The organism is Bradyrhizobium sp. BR2003 (genome assembly GCF_009720285.1).
GTDB classification, from domain to species: domain Bacteria; phylum Pseudomonadota; class Alphaproteobacteria; order Rhizobiales; family Xanthobacteraceae; genus Bradyrhizobium; species Bradyrhizobium elkanii.
Genome location: NZ_SMYJ01000024.1, coordinates 139,775 through 151,297 on the forward strand (window position 1 = coordinate 139,775; position 11,523 = coordinate 151,297).

Annotated in this window: 16 protein-coding genes; 9 read left to right on the forward strand and 7 right to left on the reverse strand. The window is 64.7% G+C overall.

Features of this window, described 5'->3' with window-relative positions:
• Positions 1 to 186: 186 nt before the first annotated feature.
• The 4 genes from E2I15_RS16830 (at position 187) to E2I15_RS16845 (ending at position 2,710) form a co-directional block, all read left to right on the forward strand.
• The gene (locus E2I15_RS16830; protein ID WP_170991621.1) at positions 187 to 762 is read left to right on the forward strand and encodes a hypothetical protein; all 576 of its coding nucleotides are present in this window, start codon (positions 187 to 189) and stop codon (positions 760 to 762) included.
• A 54-nt stretch (positions 763 to 816) separates the two neighbouring features.
• Positions 817 to 1,371 (forward strand): inner membrane-spanning protein YciB, encoded by a 555-nt coding sequence (locus E2I15_RS16835; protein ID WP_137480086.1) that lies wholly within the window; start codon positions 817 to 819, stop codon positions 1,369 to 1,371.
• Positions 1,372 to 1,449: 78 nt separating this feature from the next.
• Entirely contained in the window at positions 1,450 to 1,746 is a 297-nt protein-coding gene (locus tag E2I15_RS16840; protein ID WP_028337138.1) for a hypothetical protein, read from the forward strand.
• A gap of 19 nt (positions 1,747 to 1,765) precedes the next feature.
• The gene (locus E2I15_RS16845) at positions 1,766 to 2,710 is read left to right on the forward strand and encodes an SH3 domain-containing protein (protein WP_137480087.1); all 945 of its coding nucleotides are present in this window, start codon (positions 1,766 to 1,768) and stop codon (positions 2,708 to 2,710) included.
• Here the strand turns inward: E2I15_RS16845 and E2I15_RS16850 are convergent.
• A complete protein-coding gene (locus tag E2I15_RS16850) occupies positions 2,707 to 3,378 on the reverse strand; it encodes a DUF429 domain-containing protein (protein WP_137480088.1) in 672 nt (223 codons plus the stop codon). The two genes, E2I15_RS16845 and E2I15_RS16850, sit on opposite strands and share 4 nt — an antisense overlap.
• On the reverse strand, positions 3,375 to 5,030 hold the full coding sequence (locus E2I15_RS16855) for a fumarate hydratase (protein WP_028337141.1): 1,656 nt from the start codon (positions 5,028 to 5,030) through the stop codon (positions 3,375 to 3,377). The genes E2I15_RS16850 and E2I15_RS16855 overlap by 4 nt, the downstream gene beginning before the upstream one ends.
• Positions 5,031 to 5,261: 231 nt before the next feature.
• On the opposite strand from E2I15_RS16855, the gene E2I15_RS16860 reads away from it, so the two are divergent.
• Complete coding sequence (locus E2I15_RS16860) at positions 5,262 to 5,579, forward strand: Kazal-type serine protease inhibitor family protein (protein WP_137480089.1); 318 nt, start codon at positions 5,262 to 5,264, stop codon at positions 5,577 to 5,579.
• Between the two features lie 103 nt (positions 5,580 to 5,682).
• Positions 5,683 to 6,144: a hypothetical protein gene (locus E2I15_RS16865; protein ID WP_137480090.1), complete on the forward strand. Its 462-nt coding sequence runs from the start codon at positions 5,683 to 5,685 to the stop codon at positions 6,142 to 6,144.
• On the opposite strand, the gene E2I15_RS16870 is transcribed toward E2I15_RS16865, so the two are convergent.
• Positions 6,145 to 6,585, reverse strand: coding sequence for an SRPBCC family protein (locus E2I15_RS16870; RefSeq protein ID WP_137480091.1), 441 nt, complete (start codon positions 6,583 to 6,585; stop codon positions 6,145 to 6,147).
• Positions 6,585 to 6,911, reverse strand: a complete 327-nt coding sequence (locus tag E2I15_RS16875) for an ArsR/SmtB family transcription factor (protein ID WP_137480092.1) — start codon at positions 6,909 to 6,911, stop codon at positions 6,585 to 6,587. The genes E2I15_RS16870 and E2I15_RS16875 overlap by 1 nt, the downstream gene beginning before the upstream one ends.
• 146 nt (positions 6,912 to 7,057) lie before the next feature.
• Here E2I15_RS16875 and E2I15_RS16880 point away from each other — a divergent pair, with 146 nt between their 5' ends.
• Complete coding sequence (locus E2I15_RS16880) at positions 7,058 to 7,732, forward strand: methyltransferase family protein (protein ID WP_137480093.1); 675 nt, start codon at positions 7,058 to 7,060, stop codon at positions 7,730 to 7,732.
• Between the two features lie 9 nt (positions 7,733 to 7,741).
• On the forward strand, positions 7,742 to 8,101 hold the full coding sequence (locus E2I15_RS16885) for a GFA family protein (RefSeq protein ID WP_137480094.1): 360 nt from the start codon (positions 7,742 to 7,744) through the stop codon (positions 8,099 to 8,101).
• Positions 8,102 to 8,197: 96 nt separating this feature from the next.
• On the opposite strand, the gene E2I15_RS16890 is transcribed toward E2I15_RS16885, so the two are convergent.
• Positions 8,198 to 8,905: a glutathione S-transferase gene (locus tag E2I15_RS16890; RefSeq protein WP_137480095.1), complete on the reverse strand. Its 708-nt coding sequence runs from the start codon at positions 8,903 to 8,905 to the stop codon at positions 8,198 to 8,200.
• 152 nt (positions 8,906 to 9,057) lie between these two features.
• Here E2I15_RS16890 and E2I15_RS16895 point away from each other — a divergent pair, with 152 nt between their 5' ends.
• Entirely contained in the window at positions 9,058 to 9,465 is a 408-nt protein-coding gene (locus E2I15_RS16895; RefSeq protein ID WP_137480096.1) for a DUF3606 domain-containing protein, read from the forward strand.
• A 66-nt stretch (positions 9,466 to 9,531) separates the two neighbouring features.
• Here E2I15_RS16895 and E2I15_RS16900 read toward each other — a convergent pair whose 3' ends face one another.
• Together E2I15_RS16900 and E2I15_RS16905 are read right to left on the reverse strand one after the other, a co-directional pair.
• Positions 9,532 to 10,209: a lectin gene (locus E2I15_RS16900; protein WP_137480097.1), complete on the reverse strand. Its 678-nt coding sequence runs from the start codon at positions 10,207 to 10,209 to the stop codon at positions 9,532 to 9,534.
• Between the two features lie 150 nt (positions 10,210 to 10,359).
• Positions 10,360 to 11,322 (reverse strand): Tim44 domain-containing protein, encoded by a 963-nt coding sequence (locus E2I15_RS16905; RefSeq protein WP_137480098.1) that lies wholly within the window; start codon positions 11,320 to 11,322, stop codon positions 10,360 to 10,362.
• Positions 11,323 to 11,523 lie beyond the last annotated feature (201 nt).

Sequence of the window (11,523 nt, forward strand, 5' to 3'; positions counted from 1 at the left end):
GGACAAGCCCGGCCACGACAACGGGACCGGCGAACGCCAAGTGCGGCGGCCACTCTATGTCATTGCCAAGTCTTGTTTTTTCTCAGTCACCTCACGATTTTGACACTGTAAAGATTTCGCTTGACGCTTTCATTGCTCGCCTCTAGGGTATCTTTACAATGTAAAGATCAGCCGATGAGGCTCACCATGACGATCTTCCTGATCCTCGCTCCCTACGGCGCCTTCGCCATGCTGATGCTGGTGACCTCGGCCACGGTGAGCCTGCTCTGTGCCGCACTGATCTGCCTTGCCGTGATCGCGTTCGATGTCGCACGCGGCCGCAGCATCAAGATCCTCGGCGCCGGTTCGGTCGTCGTGTTCGCCGCGATCGGCTGCTACCTCACCTTCGTCGACGCGACGCCGAGCAGCACTGCGGTGAAGATCGCGGTCGATGCCGGCATCCTGCTGGTGTCGCTCGGCTCGATCATGATCGGCCATCCCTTCACGCGGCAATATGCGCTGGAGCAGGTCGATGCCGAGACCGCGAAGCTGCCCGGCTTCCTCCACGCCAATTACCTGATCACCGGCGCCTGGACCGCCGCAATGCTGCTCATGCTGATCGGCAACATTGCGGTGCTTTACGTGCCGGCGCTGCCGCTGTGGACCGGCCTCTTGATCGCCTTCGCCGCACGCAATGCCGCGGTCGGCTTCACCCACTGGTATCCGCATTATCGGGCGGCCAAGGACGCGGCGCCGCCGGCCGGCGCGCTGCCGTCCCGCTAAACGCTGCCATAACAACATCACCACGATCATCCCGAGGAAACGGAAACCACGACGATGAAGAGCGTATTTGCCAGGCTTGCGAGCGACTTCCTCTCCACCATCGTCTTCCTGATGGTTTATTTCGCCACCGATAACGTCCTGATCGCCACCGGCGTTGCGATCGCGGGCGCGATTGCCCAAGTGGTCTATGCGCGCGTCAAGGGACAAGCGCTCGGCTACATGACCTGGGCGAGCCTTGGGCTGGTGATCGTGCTCGGCGGCGCGACGCTTTTCACCAACGATCCGCGCTTCGTGCTGGCGAAGCCCGCGATCGGCCACATCGCGATCGGCGCGATCATGCTCAAGCGTGGCTGGATGCTGCGCTATCTGCCGCCGATCGTGACCGAGACGATTCCGGAATACGCCACCCTCGCCGGCTATGCCTGGGCCGGGCTGATGTTCATCCTGGCCGCCGGCACCATCGTGATCGCAGCGACCGGCGACATGAAGCTGTGGGCGTTCTACGTGTCGGTGGTGCTGGTCGGCGCCAAGGTCGCCGCCTTCGCGATCCAGTATGTCGCCTTCCGCTTCCTGGTCGGAAGCCGGCTGCGCGCCGCCGCCCGCGCCTGATCGCCGCAGCCGCGAACTAGGCGCGCGCGGCAAGATGGGCTATACCCGCGCACGCTTACATCTCGAGGGGAGACATCAATGGCGGTGGACGGAAACTGGAATCTCACGATGACGACGCCGATGGGCGAGCGCAAGGCGACGCTGTCGCTGGCGAGCTCCGGCGGCACGCTTACCGGCACGCAGGGCGCCGAGGGCAACTCCACCGAAATCTTCGACGGCACCGTGAACGGCGACGACGTCGCCTGGAAGGTTTCCATCACCAACCCGATGCCGCTGACGCTCGAATTCACCGGCAAGGTCTCTGGCGACGGCATCTCCGGCGAGATGGGTATCGGCCCGATGGGCAGCTTCCCGTTCACCGGCACGCGAGCGTAACCGCAGCACGCGCGCACGCATGCGCATCCTGAGATCCGTTGCCGTCATGGCGTTATCAGCCACGACGGCTTCCGCGCAGCAAGCAAGCGAAGCCGAACCGGCGTGGCGCGCAAGCGCGGTCGCGCTGGTGCCGGCCGGATATGTTGCGGGCACCTCTTCCAGCACGGATGCCGCTGGCACCACCGGCTACCTTGCGGTCTATGCCGCGAGCGCAGACGACCCGAAGACGCCGACAAGCGTCTTCGCGCCACGTCAGATGATGGTCGTGACGCTAAGCAAGGATGGCACGCGTGCGCTATCGGCCGAATTGAAGCCGCGCGGTCCCAGCGACATCGCGACCGGAAACGCCGATGGGACGGACAATGATTTTGCCGCCCGCCAGGCCGAACTTGACGCGAAGCGAAGCGCACTGCCCGCTGGCACCGAACCATGCGACCTCGGCGCCTGGTCGGAGGACAAGGACCTCGCAGGCCTCAACGTGCGCGCGGAGCCGTCGGCGAAGGCACGCGTGCTCGGCAAGCTGCCGCCGCCCTACCATCTCAAGATGGGCGGGGCCGAGAACACGCCGGAGGGCGGTTGGCTCACCGAGTTTCGTATCATCGGTTTCAAGGACGGCTGGTTTCTGATCCAGGGCGCGATGCCGCCGGGCAAGGCCTATGAGGATGACAAGCGCTATCCGCGCAACGCGCCAAAGCCTTATGCCGGGCGCGGATGGGTCGCCGCCAACAAGGTCGGCGCGAGCTACGCCAACGGCTATACCCGCATGGGCGGGCTGTTCCAGGCGCCCTTCGTCGATGCCAAGTGGACGCCGGCGCTGCGCAAGCTCGGCGGTGAGTTCGATACCGACGATGGTCCGAAACGCATCCTCGCCTGCAGCGGGCACTGGGCACTGGTGGAGAGCCATGACGGCGTGCGCGGCTGGTGGCGCAGCCTGTGTTCCAACCAGGTGACGAACTGCAGCTAGAACCAGATCTGCATCGGCAAACCATGCGCGTCTCGCGGCGCTGCCTCGGGAACGCCTCCGCAAGGTTCGCGCGCAGCCAACGCCACCGCACACGCATCCAGCACGTCGTCGCGTTTTGCACCAGTGCCGATCCGCGTCACGGTCAGCCAGCGATCGATCTCGAGGAAGCCTGATCGCCTCAGCAGCCTGCGGCGGAGCGCATCGCCCTCCTCCGACGTCTTGCGCGGCAAAGGCTCGCCGCCGTTCAGCCGCAGGAACACCAGTTCGGGATGCACCTCGCGGATGTCGCGCGCGGCGTTCGCGCGCACGAACGCGTCGACCTCCATGATCTTGTTGCCAAGATGCCAGAGCTGGCGCGACACACGGGTCTGGCCGCGGCGCACCGCTTCCGCATTCGCGAGATCGGGATCGTCAAACCGCTGCCACAGCCAGCGCCGCGCGCCGGTGAAGACCCGCGAGGTGTGCGGACGCAAACGCGCGCGGGCAAGCAGGTCGCAATCGCGCTTGCCGTCATCGGTCATGCCGATCGGGATATCGATCCCGGCGCGGTCGAACGGACGCGACAGCGCGTCCGCAATATCGGTGTGAAAGGAAATGCTGCGCCGGTCGCCGTCAACCGTGACGGCGATCCAGCCCCTGGAGAACCCGTCGAGGCCGACCGCAATCAACCCAGATTCAATTCCTTGAAGAAGTCGTTGCCCTTGTCGTCGATGATGATGAAGGCCGGGAAGTCGACCACCTCGATGCGCCAGATCGCTTCCATGCCGAGCTCGGGATACTCGACCACCTCGACCTTCTTGATGCAGTGCTCGGCGAGGTTGGCCGCGGCGCCGCCGATCGAGCCGAGGTAGAAGCCGCCGTGCTTCTTGCAGGCCTCCCGCACCGCGACCGCGCGGTTACCCTTGGCGACCATCACCATCGAGCCGCCGGCGGCCTGGAACTGGTCGACGAAGGAATCCATGCGGCCCGCCGTGGTCGGGCCGAACGCGCCGGAGGCATAGCCATCGGGCGTCTTGGCCGGACCCGCGTAATACACCGGGTGGTTCTTGAAGTAGTCGGGCAGCGGCTCGCCCTTCTCCAGCCGCTCGCGCAGCTTGGCATGCGCGGAGTCGCGCGCGACGATCATGGTGCCGGTCATCGAGACGCGGGTCTTGATCGGATATTGCGACAGCGTCGCGAGGATTTCCTTCATCGGCTTGTTGAGGTCGATCTTGACCACCTCGCCGCCGAGCGACTGCTCCACCGCGGGCAGATACTGCGCCGGGTTATGCTCGAGCTCCTCGAGATAGACGCCGTCCCTGGTGATCTTGCCGAGCACCTGGCGGTCCGCCGAGCACGAGACGCCGAGCCCGATCGGCAGCGAGGCGCCGTGGCGCGGCATGCGGATCACGCGCACGTCGTGGCAGAAATACTTGCCGCCGAACTGCGCGCCGACGCCGAGCGACTGCGTCATCTTGAGGATTTCCTGCTCCATCTCGAGGTCGCGGAACGCATTGCCGTCGGCCGAGCCGTGGGTCGGCAGCGCGTCGAGATAGCGCGCGGAGGCGAGCTTCACGGTCTTCATGCAGAGCTCGGCCGAGGTGCCGCCGATCACGATCGCAAGGTGATATGGCGGACACGCCGCGGTGCCGAGCGTTAGCACCTTCTCCTTCAGGAAGGCGAGCAACCGGTCCCTGGTCAACACCGAGGGCGTTGCCTGGAACAGAAAACTCTTGTTGGCCGAGCCGCCGCCCTTGGCCATGAACATGAATTTGTAGGCATCATCGCCCTCGGCGTAGATCTCGCACTGCGCCGGCATGTTGTTGGCGGTGTTCTTCTCCTCATACATCGACAAGGGAGCTACCTGCGAGTAGCGCAGATTGCGGCGCAGATAGGCATCGCGCGCGCCTTCGGACAGCGCGGCCTCGTCGTCACCGTCGGTGATGACGTTGCATCCCTTCTTGCCCATGATGATCGCGGTGCCGGTGTCCTGGCACATCGGGAGCACGCCGCCGGCCGCGATGTTGGCATTCTTCAGGAAGTCGAAGGCGACGAACTTGTCGTTGTCGCTGGCTTCCTTGTCCTCGAGGATCGAGCGCAGCTGCTTCAGGTGGCCCGGGCGCAGATAGTGGTTGATGTCGCCGAAGGCGGCCTCGGAGAGCGCGCGCAGCGCTTCCCGCGACACCACCAGCATGTCCTTGCCCAACACCTTCTCGACCCGGACGCCCTCGCTCGTCACCTTCTTGTAGGGCGTGGTGTCGGCACCAAGCGGGAACAGAGGCGTGTGCTTGTAGGGCGGAACGGGCTTCTGCTGGTCGGGGAAGGCTGAGGGGGCGTTCATGAGTTGCTCGTCGGTTTCGAAAGGCCGGTGCCGGCCGCGGGGCCGCCGGCAATGTAGAGCCGTTCTAAGCCTTTTTCGGACAAAGGAAAGGGAAGCTGGCCGCCTTCCAGCCATGCGCGAGACCGGCAATCCACGTGCTATGCTTCATGACATCGTAATCCCAGGTTGCCACAACGCCGGCAAGCCGCGAAACGGCCAAGGAAACTATCCGGAAATCATCAGGAGACCTTCATGAAGACAGCGCTCTTCGTCTGGTTCGCGGCGCTCGCCTTGCTGATCGCGGTCCCGACCGGCGCCGATGCCGCCCGCCTCGGCAAGCCGTGCGGCGGCCTTGCCGGCCTGCAATGCGGCAGTCGCGGCCAGTTCTGCCAGTTCAAGCCCGGGACCTGCGGCCGCTTCGACCAGACCGGCACCTGCGCGTTCCGGCCGACGATCTGCAACAAGATCTTCAAGCCCGTATGCGGCTGCGACGGCAAGACCTATGGCAATGATTGCGAGCGCCGAGCGGCCGGGGCTTCCAGGGCGCAGGACGGCAAGTGCTCGTCCTGACGCGGCCATATTGACGCGCTCCGCGGGAGCCTGCATGTAGCTTCGCGTATTTTCATACCGCGGGGGGTATTTCGTGACAGCATCGTTGCGCCGACGCTTGCCTTTGAGCATCCGCTCCACTCTGCCGGCCGCGCTGATCGCGCTGGCGACGGTTTTCGTCGCAGCGCCTGCGCATGCCGATCCCTGCGTGGACATCGCCAAGCAGCTCGCCGGCCAGATCGACGGGCTGAAGGTGAATTTCAGCGCCGCCAACGTCACCTATCTCACGCACCCGGCGGCGAAGGAATTGTCGCTCGGCTGCCGCGGCAAGGATTATTCGATCGAGCTCTACGCCAAGACCGATCGCAAGATGAAGCCGGAGTTCTTCAACCTGGTCGGCTCCGCCACGGCGCTGATCTTCACCGTGCCGAAGGACGACGCCGTCACCGGCACCTCGCGCTGCCTGAAGCGCATGGGCATCCTGCGCGGCAACACCATCACGATGCGCTATCGCCGCCTCAATCTCGAATGCACCCGCAACAAGACCGATGCCTCGATCACGGTTCGTCGCGGCAACAACGAGTGATCAGCCTTCGCTGGTAAGGCGCGCGATGGCGTCGAGCACCCTGCCCCATCCCGGGCTCATCATGTCGAAGGCGAAGCGGTTGCCCGGCAGCACGAAGCCGTCATGCACCATCCGCAGATGGGTGCCGCCTTCGACCGGCGTCAGCGTCCAGGTGACGATCGTATCGAGCCTCGAGCCGTATTGCGGATTGGTATCAGCGCCGCCCTTCCAGGAGTAGCGCAACAGACGCGGCGGATCGCAATCCAGCACCTCGCAATGCACGACACCGTCCCAGTCGCCCATCGGCTTGGTGTGGAAATTGAAGCGATGGCCAACGGCCGGCACGAAATCGTTCGGCATCAGCCATTTCGTGATCCGATCGCTCGTCGTCAGCGTCCGCCAGATCTTCTCGGCCGCGTAGGGCAGCACCTTCTCGACCGTGATCGCGTGCGTCTCACCCATCACTCACTCTCCTTCAACAGCCGTTCCAGGTTTGCGAAGCGCTCGGCCCAGAACGTCTCGTAGTGGCCGAGCCAGTCGATCAGCGGGCCGAGCCCCTTCGGCGCGATGCGATAATGGATATGCCGGCCCTCGCGCCGCTCGGCGACCAGCCCGGCATCGCGCAGCGCGCGCAGATGCTGCGACACCGCCGGCTGCGACACCTTTGAACCCTGCACCAGGCCGGTCGCGGCGATCTCGCCTTCCCGCGCAATCCGCTCGAACACCGCCCGCCGCGTCGGGTCCGCGAGGGTCTTCAACACATCGGTCAGCTGCGCGGCGGCGGGCATAAAGATATATAAGCGGTCGCTTATATGGCTGTCAATACAGTCGCGACGCAGGAACGTCCCGCCTGCTCCGAAAGTTGATCGCTGCGGTCGCATGTTTGCCGGGAAAAGGGTGCGATAATATCGACTGGAATCGCGCGGAGCCGCTCATGATCGCAAAGCTCCTTCTGCAGAATACCTTCTTCGTCATCGCCATGGCCGTGCTGCTGTTTGCCTTCGCAGGTACGCTGCATTGGCCCGGCGCATGGGCCTATCTGATCGCCTCGGCCCTGATCGGCCCGGCCTGCGGACTGTGGCTTGCCAAGGTCGATCCCGGGCTGCTGGCCGAGCGCATGCGCCTCACCGCGCGTGAAGGCCAGCCCACCGAGGACAAGCGGTTCATGCTGGTGTTCCTGGTCGTTGCCGTGCTGTGGTTCGTCGCGATGGGGCTCGACCGGCGCTTTGACGGCGTCAATGACGGCGTACCGCTGATCGTGCTCGGCCTTGCGCTGTACCTGTTGTCGACCGTGCTGATCCTCTGGGTGTTCCGCACCAACTCGTTCGCCGCGCCGGTCGTGAAGGTGCAGACCGAGCGCGACCATCACGTCATCTCGACCGGTCCCTACGCACTGGTCCGCCATCCGATGTATACGAGCGTGATGCTGTTCTTCATCGGAGTGCCGCTGACGCTCGGCTCCTGGTGGGGCCTCGCCTTCGTGCCGGTGTTCTTCGTGATGTTCGCGATCCGCACCCGGATCGAAGAGCGCACGCTGGTGACGGGATTGTCAGGCTACGCCGATTATGCGGCACGGGTGCGCTACCGCCTCGTGCCCGGGCTGTGGTGAGGGATCATCATGGCGGAGAGCAAGACCTACACCGGCGGTTGCCATTGCGGACAGGTCCGCTTCGAATGCACCACCGATATGGCCATGGTGACGGCTTGCAACTGCTCGATCTGCACCAAGAAGGGCCTGCACTTCGTGTTCATGCCGCCGTCGAGCTTCCAGCTTCGCGCCGGCGCCGAGAACCTCAAGGAATATCTCTTCAACCGCCATGCGATCCGCCATCAGCTTTGCGTCGATTGCGGCGTCGACGTGTTCGCGCGCGGCAAGAAGCCGGACGGCACCGACATCGTGGCGCTGAATGTCAGCTGCATCGATGGCATCGATCTGTCGAAGATCGCGATGACGCCGGTGGATGGAAGGAACCGGTAGCCTTCCGTCATTCCGGGGCACGCGGAGCGTGAACCCGGAATCCAGAGATTGTGGCGCGAAATTCCGGGTTCGCTTCGCGCCCCGGAATGACCAGGCCTACAAATCCAGCGCCTTGTATCGTCGGAAAATGCCCTCTTCGTTGAATGGAATCCGCCGCTCGCTGGCCAGATACGCCTTGATGTTCGGCCGCTCGGCGACGCGATCGCGCAGCGCGATCAGCCGCGGGACGGTCTTCTCGAACGCCGCCATCCGCTTCGGAAACGCGTAGCGCAGGCCTTCCACGATCTGGAACAGCGACAGGTCGGCGTAGGTCAGCCGGCGGCCGGTGACGAACGCACCGCGGTTGGCTCGCACGAGGTCATCGAAATAGCCGAGATATTTCGGCACCCGCGAATCCCAGAACTCCTCGGTGCGCTTCTTCGCCGGAGCCTTCTGGTCCTCGTAATACAGCGACGGCCCGAGCGGATGATGGGTATCGTGGATCTCCAGCACGAAGTCCGCGATCGTCAGCTGCAGCTGGTGCACCCAGAGCTTTCCGCCCTCCGCCTTCGGCGCGAGGCCGTGGCGCACGCCGAGATAGAGCAGGATGTTGGCGGTCTGCCCGATCACGAGACTGCCGGCCTTGAGAAAGGGCGGCGCGAAGGGCGGCGTGCCCTTGTGTGCCTCCATCATCTTCATCATGGCGCCCGTGCCGCCCTTAGCCCGCGCGACATCGGTGTAGCCAGCGCCGGCATCCTCGAGCGCGAGACGGACATATTCGCCGCGGCCCTGGATCATCGGCCAGTAGTAAAGCTGATAGTGCATGCACTTACCTCCGAAAACTTCGCCGCATCGCTTCGCTTCAGCTCGGCCGTAGCCACGCCGCGGTCAGATCGTCCATCGCGCACCGCTGCCTGTGCGAACCGCACAGAGGCTGCTAAGGTTCCAACGTCGAATCTTCGATGAAGGATCATCTTATGGCGGATAGCAAGAACAAGCGGGGCGCGGCAGATCGCGCTCTGATCGCGTTGAGCGAGTCCTACGAAGTTGCGTACTGGTCCAAGAAGTTCAAGGTCACGCCGGCGAAGCTGAAAGCTGCCGTCAAGAAGGTCGGGCATTCCGCCAAGAAGGTGGAAGCCTATTTCAAGGAGCAGCGCCACAAGGCCGCCGACCGCGCGCGCATCGCGATCAGCGAGCCCTACGAGGTCCGCTACTGGTCGAAGAAGTTCAAGGTGACCCCTGCCCGGCTCAAGACCGCGGTCGGAGCGGTCGGACATTCCTCGAAGAAGGTCGAAGCCTATTTCGCGGCGAAGAAGAAAACCGCGAAGAAAAAGAAGACCGCAAAGAAGACGGTTAAGAAAACCGTGAAGCGCAAGAAGAGCTGAGCGATCGCTTGAGACAAGAGCGGCGGCACCGGACGACCGCCGCTCATTCTCTGTTCGTTATCTCCCTCAATTCGCCGCGAAGCAGTACAGCAAGCCGTCGCCGCCGGTGCTCTTCAGGTCGGCCTGCGAGCAGCCGCCGTCCGGGCCGCGCGAGGGATGCGACGTGTTCCAGGATTTCGACGGCTCGTCGTCGCGCAGGCCCTTGCGGTCGAAATGCCCAAGCATGGCGGCGCCTTGCGTACTGCTTGTCCAGTTCTTGCAGGTACGGTCCTCGCCGGCCGCAAACGCCGTACCGTCTGCCTGCGATCCCGTCAGCACGTCGTGGCGGTTCGGCGTGTCGGCGGCACCGTTGACGACCTCGCCCTTCTCGGACAGCGCGGTCTGCTTGGTGAGGTTGTTGCCGGCGCTGTGCAGGTCGGCGACGTCCTTGGCGACCACGACGCCCTTCACATTCTTCCAAGGTCCCTTGCCGATGCGATCGCGCGCATTCTCCGCTGCCTTACCGTCGGCCGCCTGGGTCGAAAGATAGGCGCGCCAGGTCTTCGGCGCACCGAAGCCGGCGGCCTGCGCCAGCGTCTGGCAATGATTGTCGGCGCCGGCGAGGCCGCCGAGATTGCCGCCGTTGCCGATGCCGTTGCTGGTCAGGAAGAAGCTGGTGTCGGCGGTCTGCGCCGCCGCCGGCGGCGCGGCCACGACGACGAACGCAAGACAGGCCGGAACCGCGATCTGCGCCATGATCTTCATCTCAATCCTCCCGATGGTTGTTATGGTCCGCTGAGATCAACCCGCGGCCTGTCCAGATATTCCGGCGCCGCGACGTGTGAATGAACGCGCAAAACAAAGGCGCCGCGGACCAAGCCGCGGCGCCTTGTATCTGTCATCTCCGGCAATCGATCAGTTGGTCTGCTGGATCGCCGAAAGCTCCCAATTGCCGCCGCGCTGGCGCACGAAGGTCCAGACCTCCGTGACCTCCTCCGGCTGCGTGCTGCCGCCGACCTGACGGCCGGTGCCGCGTTCGAGCACGGTGTCGACCAGCGAGTAGCGCATCGCGACCGTCGCATACTCGCTGTCGCCTTCGCGCCAGGCTTCCGCGAGATCGCCCTGCAGCAGCTTCACATTGGTCACCTTGTTGGTGACGTTGCGCGCCTTGTTCTCCTCGAGATCCTTCGAGAAGTACGACACCATCTCCGGCGTCGCGAGCGTGTGCAGCTTCGCGATGTCCTCGTTCGACCACGCGGTCTGGATGTCGCCGAGCAGGCGTTCGAACGTCTCGTAGTCGCCAGGCGCGATCTCGACCGGCGCATTCGATCCGCCGCCGAGGCCGAAGCCGAAGCCCGAGCGGGCGTTCGCCTGCGGACCGGGGCCGACGTCGGGGCCACCCGCATAGGCGGCTGCCGGCGTGTTGCGGCGCTGCCACCACGACATCGCAAGGCGAACCACGAGCACGATCAGGCCGATCTGCAGCAGGAGGCCGAGCATCGACGACAGGCCGCCGAGACCCGAGAACAGCCCGCCGCCGAACAGCATGCCGAACAGGCCGGCGCCAAGGAAGCCCGCGGCCAGGCCGCCGAGCAGGCCGCGGCCCATTCCGCCGCGACCGAACAGGCCGCCGGAATTCGCCGCCGCCGGCGAGCCCATGTTCGGGCTACCAGGCTGGCTGAAGGTCCGGTTCATCGGCGCAACCGAGCCCGGCGCCGTGTTGGTCGAGGGCGGCGCGGAGAATGTCCGCGAGCCGCGCGAGCCGCCGCCGCCAACGCGGGCGTCGGCCGCCGAAACGGTCATCATCACGGGCAGCGCCAGCGCCATCGCGACGGCGATCGCCCGAACAATTCCACGCGTGCGTTGCGAGAAATTCATGTTGGTTTCCTCAAAGGATTCCCCGGCATGGGGAAACGCCCCTAAGATGGGCAGGGCCGGTTAAAAGTGAAGCGGGAAACGGGAACCGCGGCTGCGGCGCTCGGTCGCGGAGATGTGACACTATGGTCGTTGTGGCTGCGACAGCGCGTCCTAGCCCGAGATGCGGCCGAGGTTCAACCGGAACAGCACCCGCCCGCCAGC

What these genes read in the sequence shown, in the direction of transcription:
- E2I15_RS16845 (WP_137480087.1), top strand. Translation starts at nt 1,766, where the DNA reads ATGCGCATCCTGAGATCCGTTGCCGTCATGGCGTTATCAGCCACGACG.
- E2I15_RS16870 (WP_137480091.1), bottom strand. Translation starts at nt 6,585, where the DNA reads ATGGGTGAGACGCACGCGATCACGGTCGAGAAGGTGCTGCCCTACGCG.
- E2I15_RS16880 (WP_137480093.1), top strand. Translation starts at nt 7,058, where the DNA reads ATGATCGCAAAGCTCCTTCTGCAGAATACCTTCTTCGTCATCGCCATG.
- E2I15_RS16895 (WP_137480096.1), top strand. Translation starts at nt 9,058, where the DNA reads ATGGCGGATAGCAAGAACAAGCGGGGCGCGGCAGATCGCGCTCTGATC.
- E2I15_RS16840 (WP_028337138.1), top strand. Translation starts at nt 1,450, where the DNA reads ATGGCGGTGGACGGAAACTGGAATCTCACGATGACGACGCCGATGGGC.
- E2I15_RS16900 (WP_137480097.1), bottom strand. Translation starts at nt 10,209, where the DNA reads ATGAAGATCATGGCGCAGATCGCGGTTCCGGCCTGTCTTGCGTTCGTC.
- E2I15_RS16885 (WP_137480094.1), top strand. Translation starts at nt 7,742, where the DNA reads ATGGCGGAGAGCAAGACCTACACCGGCGGTTGCCATTGCGGACAGGTC.
- E2I15_RS16855 (WP_028337141.1), bottom strand. Translation starts at nt 5,030, where the DNA reads ATGAACGCCCCCTCAGCCTTCCCCGACCAGCAGAAGCCCGTTCCGCCC.
- E2I15_RS16890 (WP_137480095.1), bottom strand. Translation starts at nt 8,905, where the DNA reads ATGCACTATCAGCTTTACTACTGGCCGATGATCCAGGGCCGCGGCGAA.
- E2I15_RS16860 (WP_137480089.1), top strand. Translation starts at nt 5,262, where the DNA reads ATGAAGACAGCGCTCTTCGTCTGGTTCGCGGCGCTCGCCTTGCTGATC.
- E2I15_RS16905 (WP_137480098.1), bottom strand. Translation starts at nt 11,322, where the DNA reads ATGAATTTCTCGCAACGCACGCGTGGAATTGTTCGGGCGATCGCCGTC.
- E2I15_RS16830 (WP_170991621.1), top strand. Translation starts at nt 187, where the DNA reads ATGACGATCTTCCTGATCCTCGCTCCCTACGGCGCCTTCGCCATGCTG.
- E2I15_RS16875 (WP_137480092.1), bottom strand. Translation starts at nt 6,911, where the DNA reads ATGCCCGCCGCCGCGCAGCTGACCGATGTGTTGAAGACCCTCGCGGAC.
- E2I15_RS16835 (WP_137480086.1), top strand. Translation starts at nt 817, where the DNA reads ATGAAGAGCGTATTTGCCAGGCTTGCGAGCGACTTCCTCTCCACCATC.